The 15,430-nt window shown below is 56.0% G+C and carries 14 protein-coding genes; 4 read left to right on the forward strand and 10 right to left on the reverse strand.

What is annotated here, in order from left to right; all coding sequences use genetic code 11:
* Positions 1-2: 2 nt before the first annotated feature.
* The 3 genes from I2I05_RS11345 to I2I05_RS11355 all read right to left on the reverse strand — a co-directional run bounded on the left by I2I05_RS11345 (position 3) and on the right by I2I05_RS11355 (position 5,557).
* Positions 3-1,352, reverse strand: a complete 1,350-nt coding sequence (locus I2I05_RS11345) for a leucine-rich repeat-containing protein kinase family protein (protein WP_196282356.1) — start codon at positions 1,350-1,352, stop codon at positions 3-5.
* Between the two features lie 236 nt (positions 1,353-1,588).
* Complete coding sequence (locus tag I2I05_RS11350; protein ID WP_196282357.1) at positions 1,589-2,149, reverse strand: hypothetical protein; 561 nt, start codon at positions 2,147-2,149, stop codon at positions 1,589-1,591.
* Between the two features lie 21 nt (positions 2,150-2,170).
* Complete coding sequence (locus I2I05_RS11355; RefSeq protein ID WP_196282358.1) at positions 2,171-5,557, reverse strand: UvrD-helicase domain-containing protein; 3,387 nt, start codon at positions 5,555-5,557, stop codon at positions 2,171-2,173.
* Positions 5,558-5,601: 44 nt separating this feature from the next.
* On the opposite strand from I2I05_RS11355, the gene I2I05_RS11360 reads away from it, so the two are divergent.
* Positions 5,602-6,030, forward strand: a complete 429-nt coding sequence (locus I2I05_RS11360) for a hypothetical protein (protein ID WP_196282359.1) — start codon at positions 5,602-5,604, stop codon at positions 6,028-6,030.
* On the opposite strand, the gene I2I05_RS11365 is transcribed toward I2I05_RS11360, so the two are convergent.
* Positions 6,010-6,444, reverse strand: a complete 435-nt coding sequence (locus tag I2I05_RS11365; protein ID WP_196282360.1) for an acyl-CoA thioesterase — start codon at positions 6,442-6,444, stop codon at positions 6,010-6,012. The genes I2I05_RS11360 and I2I05_RS11365 overlap by 21 nt on opposite strands.
* 156 nt (positions 6,445-6,600) lie before the next feature.
* On the opposite strand from I2I05_RS11365, the gene I2I05_RS11370 reads away from it, so the two are divergent.
* Together I2I05_RS11370 and I2I05_RS11375 are read left to right on the forward strand one after the other, a co-directional pair.
* On the forward strand, positions 6,601-6,795 hold the full coding sequence (locus I2I05_RS11370; protein WP_035564390.1) for a cold-shock protein: 195 nt from the start codon (positions 6,601-6,603) through the stop codon (positions 6,793-6,795).
* 432 nt (positions 6,796-7,227) lie between these two features.
* Positions 7,228-9,258, forward strand: coding sequence for a DEAD/DEAH box helicase (locus tag I2I05_RS11375; protein ID WP_196282361.1), 2,031 nt, complete (start codon positions 7,228-7,230; stop codon positions 9,256-9,258).
* A gap of 123 nt (positions 9,259-9,381) precedes the next feature.
* On the opposite strand, the gene I2I05_RS11380 is transcribed toward I2I05_RS11375, so the two are convergent.
* The 3 genes from I2I05_RS11380 to I2I05_RS11390 form a co-directional block, all read right to left on the reverse strand.
* Complete coding sequence (locus I2I05_RS11380) at positions 9,382-9,828, reverse strand: PA2169 family four-helix-bundle protein (RefSeq protein WP_196282362.1); 447 nt, start codon at positions 9,826-9,828, stop codon at positions 9,382-9,384.
* A 64-nt stretch (positions 9,829-9,892) separates the two neighbouring features.
* Positions 9,893-11,167: a BaiN/RdsA family NAD(P)/FAD-dependent oxidoreductase gene (locus I2I05_RS11385; protein WP_317192344.1), complete on the reverse strand. Its 1,275-nt coding sequence runs from the start codon at positions 11,165-11,167 to the stop codon at positions 9,893-9,895.
* Between the two features lie 79 nt (positions 11,168-11,246).
* Positions 11,247-12,125 (reverse strand): NAD-dependent epimerase/dehydratase family protein, encoded by an 879-nt coding sequence (locus I2I05_RS11390; RefSeq protein WP_196282363.1) that lies wholly within the window; start codon positions 12,123-12,125, stop codon positions 11,247-11,249.
* Positions 12,126-12,307: 182 nt separating this feature from the next.
* Between I2I05_RS11390 and I2I05_RS11395 the strand changes: the two genes are divergently transcribed.
* On the forward strand, positions 12,308-13,180 hold the full coding sequence (locus I2I05_RS11395) for an SDR family oxidoreductase (protein ID WP_196282364.1): 873 nt from the start codon (positions 12,308-12,310) through the stop codon (positions 13,178-13,180).
* A gap of 140 nt (positions 13,181-13,320) precedes the next feature.
* Here I2I05_RS11395 and I2I05_RS11400 read toward each other — a convergent pair whose 3' ends face one another.
* From I2I05_RS11400 to I2I05_RS11410, 3 genes are all read right to left on the reverse strand, one after another.
* A complete protein-coding gene (locus I2I05_RS11400; RefSeq protein ID WP_196282365.1) occupies positions 13,321-14,190 on the reverse strand; it encodes a DUF1571 domain-containing protein in 870 nt (289 codons plus the stop codon).
* Positions 14,191-14,246: 56 nt separating this feature from the next.
* Positions 14,247-14,546 carry a hypothetical protein gene (locus I2I05_RS11405; RefSeq protein ID WP_196282366.1) on the reverse strand — a complete coding sequence of 100 codons (300 nt, stop codon included), beginning with the start codon at positions 14,544-14,546 and terminating at the stop codon, positions 14,247-14,249.
* 287 nt (positions 14,547-14,833) lie between these two features.
* A complete protein-coding gene (locus I2I05_RS11410; protein WP_196282367.1) occupies positions 14,834-15,361 on the reverse strand; it encodes a YkvA family protein in 528 nt (175 codons plus the stop codon).
* Positions 15,362-15,430 lie beyond the last annotated feature (69 nt).

Consider the following 15,430-nt stretch of genomic DNA (forward strand, 5'->3'; position numbering starts at 1 on the left):
AATTACTTCCGCGCGAGCGAAACAGCGTGGCCCACCTGCTCTAACTCGTCTTTGATTTCGCGGAACAAGGGCCGGGCCGAAACGTCAGGGTGCGCGCAGCGCTGCCGTAAGCGATGCAGTGCCTCAACGGCCGCCTGGGTGGTTGGGGCCTCGTGGCAGTGCGCCAGCAGCTCTTCCAAAAGACATGAAAAAGCCCGTGCTTCCAGTTGCTGCAATGCGTGGCTGGTTGTGATGTCATGCGGCGAGAAGAAGCTGGCGGCCCCAAAATCGCCCAACAGGGCCTCGCCCGCTGCCGTCGTCAGGACGTTGTGCGCGTACAAGTCGCCGTGCAAAATGCCCCGTTCGTGGAGATGTTGGGTGGCCGCCGCAATGCCTCCGGCAATGCATAGCACCATTGCCAGGGTAAAGGAGGCGCCGGCCGCGTACACATCCCGCGTGCAAGTGGCTAGGCTCGGGGGGCCGGCCAGGTTGCCAAAAGCCGGGCTGATTAATTCCATAACCAGGCCTTGTGCCTGAGCGGGATGTTGGCTCACTTGGCCCGCCACGCCAATTAAGTTAGGGTGAGCGCCCGCGCCGATGCAGGCCGCCATTTCGCTTTGCGGCAGCCCGTCGCTGGTCAGGGCGCCTTTAAATAATTTGACGGCCACGGCTTTGGGCAGCCCTTCGTTTTGGTGCCAGCGCGCTTGGTAAATCACGCCCGAGGCCCCTTCGCCCAGCTGGTGCTCCACCGCAAGCTCTTTCCACGGGATGATGCCAATCGACTGATTTTCAGAAATGCCGAAGTCGGTCAGCGCGTAAAACGGATTACCCGCATAGGCCAGCCAGGCCAACTTGGGCATGGCCAGAAGCCACTTCGGCAGTTCCGTGAGCTGGTTGGCCGCAATGCGCAGCAGTTCCAGGTTGGTGCACCGGGCCAGCGTTGCAGGAAGTTCTGTGAGTTGGTTGCCGGCCAGCATTAGCTTTTGCAGCGTCTGGCAGTTGCCGATTTCCGGAGGCAAGGCCTCTAATTGATTGTCGGTGAGGATGAGCCAGCGCAGGGCGGGGGTGAGGGCGGCGCCGGGTAGGGTGCGTATCCGATTGGCTTTGAAGCCGACCATGCTCAGTTGCGGGCACTGGCCCAGCACGGCGGGCACTTCGGTGAAATCATTGTCGGAACAGAAAATGATACGCAGCCGGTGCAGACGGCCCAGGTCATCGGGCAAAGAGGAGAGGGCGTTGCCCGAAAGGTTGAGGACTTCGAGCGTATCGGCCAAGTCGAATATTTCCTGGGGAAATTCCGTGAGGCCCGCCGATAAATTAAGCTGTTTGAGGCCGGCGAGCTGCCCGGTGCGCAGTTGGTCGAGGGTGTGCATGGTGGCAAAGGTCGGCCGGGTGGGCGGCATCAAGAACTAAATAGCTCTTCGTGCAGCACATTGCGAAGCATGACGGGCTATTGGTTTACCGCCTAATAGCTATTCTTGCGGAATCCCCAGTTCCGCAGACGGCTTGCAACCCCTTGCGCAACTCCTGCCTTGGCGGCGTTTCTCTGGCCTACTGATTTGCTGACCTTGCCGGCCAAGCCAACGGCCTAGCGCAGCAGGGTGAGAAACTAAGAAACAGCTAACTCAAGGCGTTTCTTCTTTTGACTTGTGCTGTAAAGAATGCCGGCAATTAACCCGATGAGTCCACCAGCATAGCTGAAATTATGCATGGAGCCTACTGTAATAAAATCTTTAAAGTTTATTATGTTCTCAGGAATAAACCAATTGTCAAATGATTTTATGGGGTTGTTTGCCAGAAACAGACGCCCGTAAATAAGGCCAATGATTCCGGTTGCGAAGGCTATAATCATTGTAATCAAGAAAGCGCGCAGCGTTACGATGAGCATTATTCCCCAACTGCTATGAGCCAGCCCAACTAAGCCCAAAATGAATCCGATTGGTGCGCCCATCCACCAAGTAGCTAAGAAGCCCACTGCCGCTACCCAGATTCTTGGATTTGAAATATGTGCTTCCGGCCCTTCATCAACTAATTCAAATTGAATGAATTTAAACTTGGTAAAGTATTCTGGCGAAATTGTATACGTCAGTTGGTCGTGTAATGCCCCATAAGTACCGCCAATTAGTGATGCGGCAACTACAATTGAAATGAGCGCGAGAAATTTCTTCATTAATCAATTAAATATATTTCCTCATACCTCCACCACTTCCCCCGTGCCGAAATAATAAATAAGCCCGCGTACTTCCGCGTACCCCAATTGCTCGAATAGGGTGGCGTAGTTCCGCAGCAAGCGCTGGTGTTTCTCTTGCGGCGGGGGAAGTCGGAAATCCATCAGTGTGACCCGGCCGCCCAGGCGGTGGTGTTCTTCGAGGGAGGGGGCGAGCACCACGCGGTCGGGCTTGTAGTCGCGCAGCTTCACGCCGCCCACCAAGATTTCGCGCTCCGTTTCCACGCTCAGGTTCGGGGCGAAGTAGGGGGCCAGGCGCGGGTCGCGCACCAGCGTTTCGAGGCTGGCTACTAACTCTGGCCGCTCGCGGGCACTGAGGATGCCCTCGGCCACGAGCTGGCTGGCAACCCGGCCTACATCAGCGGCCGTGAGCAGGCGGCGCAGGGCAAAGTGCAGCTTGCGGTTCCACTCGCCCTGGGCCTGCTGCTCGTCAAAATCGAAGAGGGCGGTGGCGTGGCGGCGCAGTTTCAGGCGGTCTTCCCAAGGCGCCGATTCCAGGTTGGTGAGCAGGAAGGCGGGCGCCGATTGCTGGGCGGCGCGCTGCAGTGCGGGCGTGCCTGCCGACAGAATATAGGAAACCTGGTCTTCCTGCCAGTGGCCACTATCGACAAGGTAGCCGTGGAGCAAATCCGATACATTGCGGGCCGCCGCGAGCAGTGCGATTTCTTCGCCGGGCTTCGTGCTTTTCTTGTCTTCGGGCCGCTTGCTGATGACGTAGAGGCGATGCCGGGGCCGGGTGAAGGCCACGTACAGCGTATTCAGCCCCTCGAGGAAGGTTTTCTCGCGTTCCTCGTCGTACTGCGCGCCCAGCGCCGTTTGCTGAATGCCTTTGTTGAGGCTCACCACCGCCACGTCGGGCATCCGCTCCATCGGTTTCTGGTCTGCTGCCAGGTGTCCCCAGAGCAGGGTGCCCCGGTGCGGTTCGAGGCTCCAGTCGGCGAATGGCACGATGACCACGCCGTACGCCAGCCCTTTGGCTTTGTGCACCGTGGTAATGGTGATGGCCTCGCGGCCGCCCGGCGCGTTGATGCTGATGCGGCCCTTGCGCTCCTCCCAATGCGCAAGGAAATTGCCCAGGTTGTTGCCAAATTTCAGGCTGTATTCCAGCGTTAAATCGAGGAAGCGAAACAGGTAGTCACTCTCCCCGTTGCGCCCTAGTAAGCCAAATAAATTCAGCAGGCGCTCGGCCAGCTCGTAAAGGCCCAGGTTGCCGGTTTCGGCTTCCTGCACGTCGTAGCCCAGGTCGCGCAGCTCGTCGAAAAATGAGGTGCCGCCCGCTGCATTCGCCACCGCGGCAATGTGTCGGGCCCGGGCCGGCGTAGGAGCCTGCCCGCGCACCACCTTGTCCACCAGCAGCAGGGCTTCGGCGCGCGCCAACGTGTTGGCGGGCTGGTGCAGCACCCGCAGAATGCCCACCAGCAGGTTCACTACCTCGGCAAATTCCAGCGCCAGCGAATCGGCCGAGATAATGGCGTAGCCCCGCTCTTTTAGGAACTTGGCAACGATTTTACTGGCGTAGCGCGTGCGGCACAGCACCGCGATGTCGGTCAGGGCGTAGCCGTCGCGCAGCGCCTGCTCCACCAGTTGCAGCGTCAGGTAGCAGGTGCTCTCATCGTAGCTCAGTAGCGCCCCGGGCGCATGGCCCGGAAGGGGCGTAGTGATGTAGGTACCGGCGGCAGGGTCGTAAAGCAGGGCAGGGGCGTCCTTCTGAGTGAAAAGGAGCTCGACGTGGCCCTGCTGGTCGGCCCGCTGCGATTCGGGCACCTGCTGCCCAAAATGCGCGTCGTAAATTCCGGTCACCAGCCCCAGTGCCGCGTGCCGCTCGCTTACTGATTTGAAAAACGAGTTATTGAAGTCAATAATCTCGCGCGCCGACCGGTAATTTACCTGCAAGGCTTTCGACTCCAGCTTGCCGCGAAACGACTCGTAGCGTCCCCGCAGCAGCTCGCGCATCTCGGGTTCGCGCGCCCGCGCCGCCAACGCTTCCGTGTTGCCTTGGTGCAGCCTCAGAATCTGCTCCATCTCGCCCCCGCGCCAGCGATAGATGGCCTGTTTGGCATCGCCCACCGCCAAGCTGCTGTGCCCCTTGGCCAGCGTGTTTTCCACCAGTGGCAGCAGGTTATTCCATTGCAAAACGGACGTGTCCTGAAATTCGTCAATCAGAATGTGTTCGTATTTCTCACCCAGCCGCTCGTACAAAAATGGCACCGGTTCCGTGAGCACAATGGTGGCAATTCGGCGGTTGAATTCTGAGATTAAAACAACGTTACGCTCCCGGCTTATTTGCTCTACTATTTTATTTAATTCACTCAGCAGCGAGGCGTGAAATAAATACGGTTGCATTGCCGCCAGTAATAGATAATTGGGCAAATAATCAGCGCGCAGTTTATCCAGCGTTGCCACCAGCGCCGTTAGCGGCTCCCGCACGGCATCCACGCGGGCTTTGTCGGCGGGCGATTTGATTTTTCCCCCGTGCCATTTGTCCTCGGCCAGGGTTTTGCGCACGTAGCTATTTGGCCCGGCATCGGCTTGTAGCAGCACCACGCCTTTCTGCACATACTGCCCAATGCCGCTTTTGCCATAATACAGGTCGTCCACGCTCACGCCTGCCTGCTCGAGAATGGCCGCGCCCACCTCCTGTGTCTGCGCAAAGGCTGCCTCAATTTCCGCCCGCTGTGCCCGGATTTCCTTATCCAGTCGCCGAAAATCGGCCAGACTCAGCTTATCCAGCTGCGCCACAGCCTCCTGTACCGTCTCATTAAATAGCACCCGGCCAAACCCGGCCAACTCCTCCGGCAGGCGGCTCCAGCTTTTGCCCTCCTCGGCCTGGCCCAGCGCGTATTCCGCCAGCGTCTGCGAGAGCAGCTTGCTGTTGGGGTCGCGGTTCACCTTGTCCAGTAGCGCGGCCACGGCGCTTTGCAGCACCGCATCCGTATCTAGCTCCACCTCAAACGTGGCCGGCAAGCCCAATTCCCGGGTAAACGCCGTCACAATCCGCTGCACGAAGGAGTCAATCGTACTCACTCCAAAATCGGCATAATGGTACAATACCAACCGAAACGTGGCCGCCGCCCGCCGCTGCACCTCTGCCGCAGATAGGCCCAGCTCGTTGGCAACTTCGGCCAGCAGCGCATCGGGTTTGCCCTCTTTAGGGTAGGCAAAATTCCGCAGCGCATCCACAATGCGGTGCTTCATTTCCCCCGCCGCATCGTTGGTAAACGTAATGGCCAGAATATGCTTGAAGTACTCAGGGGTTTCAGCCCCCAGCGCCAGCAGCAGGTATTCTTTGGTAAGTTGATACGTTTTACCGGAGCCGGCCGAAGAGGAGTAGATGCGGAAGGAGGGAGGCATGTATATTTGAGAAGGAGATTTTATAGAGCAATAAATATGGTGTAATGCTTACAATACAAAGCAGTGATACGGTTGGCAGTCTACTTACAAAACGTGCGCTATTATTGGGTGCCGTTTTCCTTGCTCTGACATTCCTGTTTCATAAGTATTCTGCAGTGCTGTTATCGTGTTATGTTGTGGCCTTTATTTTGATGTTTATCAGTGTTGCTGGTAGACGCCGTGTTACCAAGCTTAAAATTCAAGCTAAAAGGTTAGATGTTTATTTTGGGGGATTTTGGAAGACGGAAATAAAATCTTTTCAGTTGACAGAACTAAAAGGGCGTTTTTTGAACGCAAAAGCGTTTTGGGGAGAACAATATTCCATCTTGGAAATTGAGCAAAATGGCACTCCGATTTTCGCAGTCGAAACAAGGGAAGGTTTTGAGGAAGCGAAGCTTAAAACGCTTTTTTCGTTAATTAATTGGGTTGAGTAAATCAGATTCATTCTTCAGCCAACTCACCATCTCCGCCGTCACCCGCACCGGCCGGCCGCTCTTAGGGTCGAGCAGGACCCAAGTCGTTTCCGCCTCGCACAGCAGCACCCCATCACTGGCGCGGGAGAGGCGGGTGTAGCGCAGCGACGTGGCCCCGCTGGTTTCGCCCACCCAAGTGGTGGCCCGTAGTGTCTCGCCCGCGAAAGCCGATTGCAGGTAGCGAATACGGTGCTCGCGCACTACCCAGATAATCTGGTCGCGCAGCTCGGCCGGGCAGATGCTCAGCCAGTGCGCGCCGGCTACATCCTGCACCCAGCGCACGTATTCCACGTTATTGGCGTGGCCCAGCGCATCAATGGCGCTTTCCGGAACTTGAAATTCTAGTGAAAAAGCGTGCGCGGAGGCATCAGTCATACAGTATAGTAGAAAGAGGAGTAGGCAAAGGTCGGTACAGGTTGAAAAAAATAGCTATCGACTTGGTCATTTGGAATTTCTGCCTATCTTTGACGCAACCTAAGAAACCAAGCCACGGTGGCCCAAAAGCTTAGGGAAACCCACAACACAACCACCATGCCCACCGGAACGGTAAAATTCTTTAATGAGACCAAAGGCTTTGGTTTCATCAAAAACGACGAAACTGGCGAAGACATTTTCGTACACATCAGCGACCTGCAAGTAAGCTCGATTCGCGAAAACGACAAAGTTCAATTTGAAGTAGCCCAAGGCAAAAAAGGCCCGAACGCTGTAAAAGTATCGCTGGTTTAGTCCTGCTTTAGCTTTGTATTAAGAAAGCCCGCCTTTGGTGGGCTTTTTTTTGTGCCTGTTTTTTTGGGGTCTATCTGTCATCCTGAGCGGAGCGAAGGACCTTATCACCGCTGCACGAAACCATTAGGACGTGATAAGGTCCTTCGCTCCACTCAGGATGACAAACGAATCACGCGAGATGCTTCGGCTACGCTCATCGTGAGGTATGTTTTTATTATTATCTAGGTTATCCAAAATAAAAATCCTACCTTTGCACCCGCATTTGAGGACGGCCCTAAGTCCGCGCAAGCCTAAGAGAGGCATAACGCATTGGCCGCATAGTTTTTTGGTTGTTTTTCCCGCCTGATTGTGACAAGGTAGAAGGAGGGGAAACGTCGCTGAGTACGGCTGTTTTCGGAGCGAGTCTCTTATCCCTTACCTTTTTCCACATTCATGGAAGCTGAAAAAATTGTAGTTCGTTTTGACGAACTGAACCTCTCTGAGGAAGTACAACGCGCCATCACCGAGATGGGCTACGAAGAAGCTTCGGCCATTCAGGCTGCTGCTATCCCCGTATTGCTCGCCGGCAAAGACGTTATCGGCCAGGCCCAGACGGGTACCGGCAAAACCGCCGCTTTCTCCATTCCCGCCATTGATGGTGTGGACGCCGACAGCAAAGACGTACAGGTACTGGTGCTCTGCCCAACCCGCGAACTCGCGGTGCAGGTTTCGGGCGAAATCCAGAAGCTGGGCAAATACAAGCGCGGTTTGATGGTAGTTCCCATCTACGGCGGCAGCCCCTACGACCGTCAACTCCGCGCTCTGGAGCGTGGTGTTCAGATTGTTATCGGTACCCCCGGCCGCATCATGGACCACATTGAGCGTGGCACCCTGAAGCTGGAGAACACCACCAAAATCATTCTGGATGAAGCTGACGAAATGCTCGACATGGGCTTCCGCGACGACATCGAGTTCATTCTGAGCAAGATGCCGAAAGAACGCCAGACGGTGTTCTTCTCGGCCACGATGAGCAAGCCCATCATGGAGCTTACCAAGAAGTACCAGCGCGACCCGCAGGTAGTGAAGGTGAACCACCAGACCATGACGGTGACCAACATCGAGCAGAGCTACTACGAGGTGCGTGGTCCCCAGAAAAAGGACGTGCTGACCCGTTTGCTCGACATGTTCAACCTGAAGTCGACCATCGTTTTCGCCAACACCAAGCGCATGGTGGACGAAATCGTAGCTGATTTGCAAGCCAAAGGCTATTTCGCCGAAGGCCTGCACGGCGACATGGGCCAGCAGCAGCGCCAGAACACCCTCGACAAATTCCGCAAGTCGACCATCGAAGTACTGGTTGCTACCGACGTAGCCGCCCGTGGTATCGACGTAGACAACGTGGAAGCCGTAGTGAACTACGACCTGCCCGCCGACGAAGAATACTACGTACACCGCATCGGCCGCACGGGTCGCGCTGGCAAAAGTGGCAAAGCCTTCACGTTTGTGAGCGGCCGCGACATTTATAAGCTGCGCGACATCATGCGCTTTACCAAGGCCCAGATTAAACTGGAGCAGGTGCCGTCGTTTGCCGATGTATCGGAGGTGAAAACCACGTTGTTCCTGAATCAAATCAAGGAAATCATCGAGAAGGGCAACCTCGAGAAATACGTGGGCCGCGTGCAGCGCCTGCTCGACCAGAGCGAAGAAATTACCTCGCTCGACATCGCCGCAGCCCTGCTGAAGATGACGATGAAGGAGGACAAGAGTGCTCAGCAGAGCCTCGACGCCAGCAAGGCGGCCGGTACGGCCCGCCCCGGCTACACCCGCTTGTTCGTAACCATGGGCAAGAAGGACCGGATTCACCCCCGCGACATCGTGGACCTGATTTCGGAGTCGAGCAACCTGACCGGTGCCAAAGTGGGCGACATCGCCCTCTACGACAAGTTCAGCTTTGTGGAAGTACCCTCGGAGTATGCCAATGAGATTGTAGAGAAACTGGGCCGCACCAGCATCCAAGGCACGCCCGTTAGCTTCAGCATTGCCACTCCAGTGCAGGAAGGCGCAGCTAAAGAAGAAGGTTTCAGCCGGACCGGTGGTTCGGGTGGTGGTCCCGGCGGCTTCGGTGGCGACCGCGAGCGTCGTCCTTTCAGCGGCGGCGAGCGTCGTGAAGGCGGCTACGGTGGTGGTTACAAAGGCGGCAACCGCGGTGGCAGCAGCTACGGTGGTGGCGAGCGCCGCGAAGGTGGCAGCGGCTACGGCGGTGGCTACAAAGGCAACCGCGACGGCGGCGACCGCCCCAGCTACGGCAACAAGCCGGCTTACGGCAACCGCGAAGGCGGCAGCAGCTACGGCAACAAGCCCAGCTACGGCGGCAACAAAGGCAGCTACGGCGACAAGCCCAGCTATGGCAACAAGCCCAGCTACGGCACTCCTAAGGAATACGAAACGCCCCGCAAGCCCCGCAACGAAAGCTTCGACGAATAGTTATCCGATAATTGTCTGGGTTAACCAGTAGTGACTATTTAGGTGAAATTATGTTAGGTTAGAAAACAAAAAAGCCGCTCAATTTGAGCGGCTTTTTTGTTGACCTTGAATGATTAAATCGAATTACTTCGAAGAATCACGCAGGGCTTTGATGGTATTGTGAGCTTCTTGCACGCCTTGGTACTGCTTCTCAATTACCGACTTAACGGGCGTGGGCAGGTCCTGGGCTTTGAGCACAGTTTGGTACGCTTTCACGGCGTAGTCTTCGCCGCGCTCGCACTCGTTGAGTACGGCCTTATTGTCTTTGCTGGTCAGGGCCGATTTCAGGTCAATCCAAGCGCGGTGCACGGTGCCGGTTATGGAAGAAGACTCGTCGGGCTTCAGGTTCAGCTTGAACATCTGGTCCTCGATTTCGGTGATGTATTCCGAGCGCTGAGCGGCGTATTTCTTGAAGGTGTCTTTTAGACTAGAATCCTCCACGTCGGTCATGGCGTCGGCATAGCCCTTCTGGCCATCCTTGAGGGTTTCAACCAATTCGTTGAGCAGGGCTTGGGTTGCTTTGGCTTCCATTTGGAAAGGGAATAAGTAAAGTGAAAGATTTACTTAGATGTTTACTCCCTGTCTGCAGCGAAGGTTACACCTCGACCGCTAACGGGGCGGCGAGGGCGCGACCGGCGATAAAGCCGGTTGTCCAGGCCGCCTGGAAGTTGAACCCTCCCGTAATGCCATCAATGTCGAGCACTTCGCCGGCAAAATATACACCTGGGACGCGCCGGCTCTGCATCGTTTTGAGGTCAACTTCATCGAGAGAAATACCGCCGCAGGTCACGAATTCTTCCTTGTAAGTGGTTTTGCCGCGTACTGCCAGCGGCGAGCGCAACAGCAACTCCAGCAGGCGGTTCTGGGATTTAGCGGGCAAGTCACTCCACTTGGTTTCGGTGCCAATGCCGGCTTGCTCGGTCAGGTTGCGCCACAAGCGCTGGGGCAAGCCAAATTGTGGGTTGGCGGCTACCGTCTTCTTGCCGTTTTCCTGTCGGAACTGCTGTAGCCACGTTCGTAGCGTGTCTTCGGTAAAAGCGGGAATCCAATTCACCAAGGCCGTTCCTACGTAGTCAAGCTCATGAAGCCGGCGCGCTCCCCAGGCCGAGAGCTTGAGCACCGCCGGGCCGCTCACGCCCCAGTGCGTGACAAGCAAGGGGCCTTCATACTGCAGCTTTTCGCCAGCCAACACCACCCGGGCCTGGGGTACGCTCACGCCCATCAATTCGCTCAAGGGCGAATTGGGAACGTTGAAGGTGAACAACGAAGGCACCGGTTCGGCGATTGAGTGCCCAAGTTCGCGCAGCCAATCGTAGTTGGCGCTTTTGGGATTGCCGCCGGTGGCAACAAGCAAACGCGTGGCATATAGTACGCTACTAAACTGGGCCGCTCCGCTACCGCTGAGCTTCAGCTGAAACCCTCCTGTTGGCAATGGTTGAATTTCATCAACGTTGGTATTCGTGACGATGCGAACCCCGGCCTTACGAGCGGCCTCTTCCAGGGCTTTGGCAATGGTTTCGCTGGAGTCGGTGGTGGGGAATATACGGCCGTCGGCCTCGGTCTTCAGCTGCACCCCGCGTTTGGCAAACCAGGCAATGGTTTCGGTTACTCCAAACTGCTGAAAAGCGGCTTTCAGCTGCTTGTTGCCACGTGGGTAGTGGGCTACCAGTTGCGCCGGCGTCTCGCAGGCATGGGTCACGTTGCACCTTCCACCGCCCGAAATGCGGACCTTGCCGAGCAGCTTGCCCGTCTTCTCCAGTAATACAACTTGGGTTTGAGGGTTCGCTTCGGCGCAGGCAATGGCTCCAAAAAAACCAGCTGCACCGCCGCCAAGCACGGCTACAAGGGGTTGGGATGCATCAATTTTCACCAGGCAAAGGTACGGCTGCGCAATCAGGCAGATGGTAAACGAATGAGCTGCGTTCTCCTGCCGGAACGCAGCTATGCGGTTAGCAGTGCGCCAACGCTTTCAGCACGTCGTCGTGCTGGAATTGATAAGGAACCAGCTTGCGTACTGAACTGCTGTCGACAATTTTGCCGCTCACGCCTTTCTCCACCTTAAATGTGGGCGCTTCCAAATTCAAATAGTGGGCGGCGGCAGGGTAAAATTCGCGCCGAAGGGGATGCTGAGCCGCACAAACGTTGAAAGTGTGGCCCCACACATCGTGCTTGATGATGCCCGCGAGCACGCCAACGGCGTCGGTCAGGTGCAACAAGTTGACCGGGGCATTGCCGTTGGCCAACTCGCGGCGGCCTGCTAGAAAGCGGCCTGGTGCTCGGTCGGGCCCGATAAGGCCCCCCAAGCGGACCACCGTGCTTTTCCATTGCCCATAACGGGGCACAAAATGGCCCTCGGCGCGCAATACGTCCGAAGCGGCATCGCGCGTGCTCAAGGCATCGCTCTCGCGCATCATCCGAGCCTCGTCGGGGTACACGCTGGTGGAACTGACGAAAATGACGTGCTTGGTGCCAGCCGCGGCAACGGCCCGGTGCACGGGGCGCAACAGCGTGGGATAAGCCCCTGCTGAAGAAGCGCGGGGCGGCACATTCAGCACCAGCACGTCGGCCGCCTGCAACAGACGATGCAATAAAGCTTCGGAAGAAGCGCCAAAATCGGCTCCAAGTCGCAACAGATGCGGCTCGATGCCGGCCATCTCCATGGTAGCAATCTGCTCGGGCGTGGTGGTAGTGCCCAGCACGCGATGCCCGGTTGCGGCCAGCGAGTGAGCCAAGGCCATGCCCAGCCATCCGCAGCCCAGAACTAAAACAGTGGAGGATTCCGCTCCCGAAACTGTGCTCGTGGAGCCCCCGGAATTGGAACTATTCATTTCAAATAAAAGGACTTATTTGCATCAAAGTACGAAGGTGCGAAAAAAATAATTAACCCTATATTTCGTCTTGAGTATTGTTGAGTAGGCTTAGCGAGGAGCGGCTTTCAACTGCGCCCCAACAGTCTTGTACCTTCGGGTTGCGGATTGAGCCGCAAATTTCACCTCTACATCTGTTTTGCATGAACACTCCCTACACCCAACCAATGCTGCGTGACAACGCGCTGGCGGGCAAAACCATCATCGTCACCGGCGGTGGTACCGGCTTGGGCCGCGCCATGACTACTTATTTCCTGCAGCTTGGCGCCAACGTCACCATAACCAGCCGCAAGCTGGATGTGTTGGAAAAAACGGCCGAAGAGTTGCGTGCGCAAACCGGTGGAAACGTGCTGCCCATTGCCTGCGACGTGCGCAAGTACGACGAAGTGGAAGCCATGCTGGAGCGCACCATCAAGGAGTTCGGCGGGGTAGACATTTTGCTGAACAATGCAGCGGGCAACTTCATCAGCCCCACCGAACGCCTGTCGCACAAGGCGTTTGATGTCATTGTTGACATCGTGCTGCGGGGTTCTTACAACTGCACCCTGGCCGTGGGCAAACGCTGGATTGCCGATAAAAAGCCCGGCACCATCCTCAACATTGTCACGACCTACGCCTCGGTGGGCTCGGCATTCGTGGTGCCTTCGGCCGCGGCGAAAGCCGGGGTACTGGCCATGACCCGGTCCTTGGCCGTGGAATGGGCCAAGTACGGCATCCGTTCCAATGCCATTGCCCCCGGCCCGTTTCCCACGGAAGGTGCCTGGAGCCGTCTTTTCCCTGAGCCGCTAGCCAGCAAACTCGACCCCGCCGCCAACGTGCCCCTCAAGCGCGTGGGCCAATACCAAGAACTCGCCAACTTGGCGGCTTACCTGGTGTCCGATTTCTCTGCCTACGTCAATGGCGAGGTCGTAACCATCGACGGGGGCGAGTGGCTGAATGGCGCGGGTGAATTTAATAAGCTGGAAATGCTCACTCCCGGCATGTGGGACCAAATCGAAAAAACCATGCGTCGGTAATTTACTGGCTAATTCAAAATAACAATTCCTAATAAAAAGGCCGCTCACTTGAGCGGCCTTTTTATTAGGAATTGTTTGGAAGTTATTAAACCAACTAATTATTTAAATCGCAGCAACTCTACCATTCGATGGCGTAGTAATTACAACTTATACCCCTTGTAATCTTTGGAAAATTCAGCTGCCGAAATGGGTTGATTGGCAACTACGTCGGAAAACTCGAATTTTTCAAACAACCCTTTGTCATCATCTACTTGGACCATGGTAGGTAGAAACGTTTTAGGGTCGACACAAACGGTGGTACGCCGGCCGTAGGAGTTGGGCACGTGAAGCACTTTGCCTTCGGGTATTTTTTCGCCGATTGTTAAGTCATTGCGGTCAAACACCCGGTATTCGCCGCAGCCGAACCGTTCGGCGACGCTGCCAATGGTTTCGTTTTTGCCCGCCTTGTAGGTGACGTAGCGGAATTGCGGGTAACTGGAGCGGAGCACGTGGCAGGTTCGGCCCAGCAACACGGTATCGCCGGTGTACCGAAACGAGCGGCTGTAGGAGTTGTCTTGGCGCAGGCTGGTGGTGCGCAGCAGGTCGGAAATGGTGCCGAAACCTGCTTGCAGGGCCGTATGATGCTGGCTGCCTCGCATGAGCTTGCCCTTGGGGTCCAAGCTCAGGGTCACGTAGGGAAAGGTGGCCGGATACACCCAAGCGTCGCCGTTGTTCTGACCAGCCAGCCACAAAACCTCCACCCCTTTGTGGTTTTTGATGTAGATGCGAACGGGGTTGTAGGTCAGCTTCATGATGCTGCGCGCCTGGTTGATGCTGCCATCAATTCGCTCTTGCGCCTTCACGGTACACCGCAGAGTTTTGAGGTTCTCGATGGCCGCACTCATTCGCGTGGTGAGCTGCTCGGTGGTGGGCGGCGGCGTTTTGGGACCCGAAGCGGCTACCAATGCCAATGCCCCGACGGGTACTATTTTACGAAACGAGTAATAACAAGAAGTGAGAAACACAGCCATGAAATGTTGAAATCAAAGAAGGAAGCCGAAACTGCGATGCGCTGCTTCGGCGGTAGTTAGTTTAAGCTGATGTGAGGAAACCGCGAGGACGCGCTATCAAAAATAAACAGCTCATCAATTTCCACGCCATGCAGGTAATGGTAGAGCGGGAATTGCTCGACTACAGCCTGCACGGCCGCGGAATCGTCGGCGTTGATGGTGACCCAGCCCCGGCTGCGGTCGCTACTGATGGCATACACCTCTACAACTTTTTCGTTCAGCAGATGGTTGATAAAATCCCGGTGGCTGGGGATGAGGGCAATGAATTCCTCGTCGTAAGAGTCGGGCAGGCGGAGTGAAACGACAAACGTAGGCATAAGTGAAATTCAACGCAGTGGGTGCTCACACGCCCAGAAACCCCGGCGTTTTGATAAGCAGACTTAAAAAACAGGGGCGCATAATTTATAAGTTCAATTCTCAGTGGAACGAGAAAATCACTTGTAGCGCCCGCAATGCAATATAATTAGGCTTCCTGCTTCGGGACGTGAGCGTAGTGGTTGCGAAATCCTAAAAGCACGCTTGCCACGAAGCTGCCCCGGCACTGGGGCAGCTTCGTGGCAAGTAATGAATGGTATTGCACTCTGAGCAGAAGCCGGCGAGCTATTTATGAATGGCCAAGTTCCGCTACGCTAGGCTGAGTAGCATCGCCCTTTGCGGGAAGAGCTGTGCCATCGGGTACGCCGCGGGTGCCGTGTGCGCTGGTGACTAGGCCCCGGCCGGTTTCTTCCCATGCTTGATAACGGACAATTTCGCCCTGGAATTTGCTGACAAACCAGCTGATTAAGCTCAAGTCATCCAGAAAACCCAGCATGGGAATAAAATCCGGCACAAGGTCGATAGGTGAGAGGACGTAAAGCAATACGGCCAAGCCCGAAATAATTGTGCTGGTTGAGACTTCGCGGTAATCGCCGGTTATGTAGTTTTTTACCAAGCGCACCAAAGTGAAAGCAACTTCAAAAAGCTGGCGAAATTTGCTCGATTCGCTTTTCTTATCAGCCAATTTATTGGCTACTTCATTGAGGGTGGTGATGACCATGAAAGGCTTGCCCAAAAGTTTGGTAGCCCGGCCAATAAATACATTGAAAAGGACGTTTTTGGAGAGCTTGAAGCCTTTGTCGGTGAGTGAGGACATGGAATGGGGGTGAGGGATGATAGGCTTGCCTTTACGCGCAACCTCAACCGCGCGTTGTATGCAGCTAAT

It is taken from the genome of Hymenobacter jeongseonensis, from assembly GCF_015694725.1.
Lineage (GTDB): Bacteria > Bacteroidota > Bacteroidia > Cytophagales > Hymenobacteraceae > Hymenobacter > Hymenobacter jeongseonensis.

What these genes read in the sequence shown, in the direction of transcription:
- I2I05_RS11365 (WP_196282360.1), bottom strand. Translation starts at nt 6,444, where the DNA reads ATGACTGATGCCTCCGCGCACGCTTTTTCACTAGAATTTCAAGTTCCG.
- I2I05_RS11375 (WP_196282361.1), top strand. Translation starts at nt 7,228, where the DNA reads ATGGAAGCTGAAAAAATTGTAGTTCGTTTTGACGAACTGAACCTCTCT.
- I2I05_RS11395 (WP_196282364.1), top strand. Translation starts at nt 12,308, where the DNA reads ATGAACACTCCCTACACCCAACCAATGCTGCGTGACAACGCGCTGGCG.
- I2I05_RS11390 (WP_196282363.1), bottom strand. Translation starts at nt 12,125, where the DNA reads ATGAATAGTTCCAATTCCGGGGGCTCCACGAGCACAGTTTCGGGAGCG.
- I2I05_RS11380 (WP_196282362.1), bottom strand. Translation starts at nt 9,828, where the DNA reads ATGGAAGCCAAAGCAACCCAAGCCCTGCTCAACGAATTGGTTGAAACC.
- I2I05_RS11370 (WP_035564390.1), top strand. Translation starts at nt 6,601, where the DNA reads ATGCCCACCGGAACGGTAAAATTCTTTAATGAGACCAAAGGCTTTGGT.
- I2I05_RS11355 (WP_196282358.1), bottom strand. Translation starts at nt 5,557, where the DNA reads ATGCCTCCCTCCTTCCGCATCTACTCCTCTTCGGCCGGCTCCGGTAAA.
- I2I05_RS11345 (WP_196282356.1), bottom strand. Translation starts at nt 1,352, where the DNA reads ATGCACACCCTCGACCAACTGCGCACCGGGCAGCTCGCCGGCCTCAAA.
- I2I05_RS11405 (WP_196282366.1), bottom strand. Translation starts at nt 14,546, where the DNA reads ATGCCTACGTTTGTCGTTTCACTCCGCCTGCCCGACTCTTACGACGAG.
- I2I05_RS11400 (WP_196282365.1), bottom strand. Translation starts at nt 14,190, where the DNA reads ATGGCTGTGTTTCTCACTTCTTGTTATTACTCGTTTCGTAAAATAGTA.
- I2I05_RS11410 (WP_196282367.1), bottom strand. Translation starts at nt 15,361, where the DNA reads ATGTCCTCACTCACCGACAAAGGCTTCAAGCTCTCCAAAAACGTCCTT.
- I2I05_RS11360 (WP_196282359.1), top strand. Translation starts at nt 5,602, where the DNA reads ATGCTTACAATACAAAGCAGTGATACGGTTGGCAGTCTACTTACAAAA.
- I2I05_RS11350 (WP_196282357.1), bottom strand. Translation starts at nt 2,149, where the DNA reads ATGAAGAAATTTCTCGCGCTCATTTCAATTGTAGTTGCCGCATCACTA.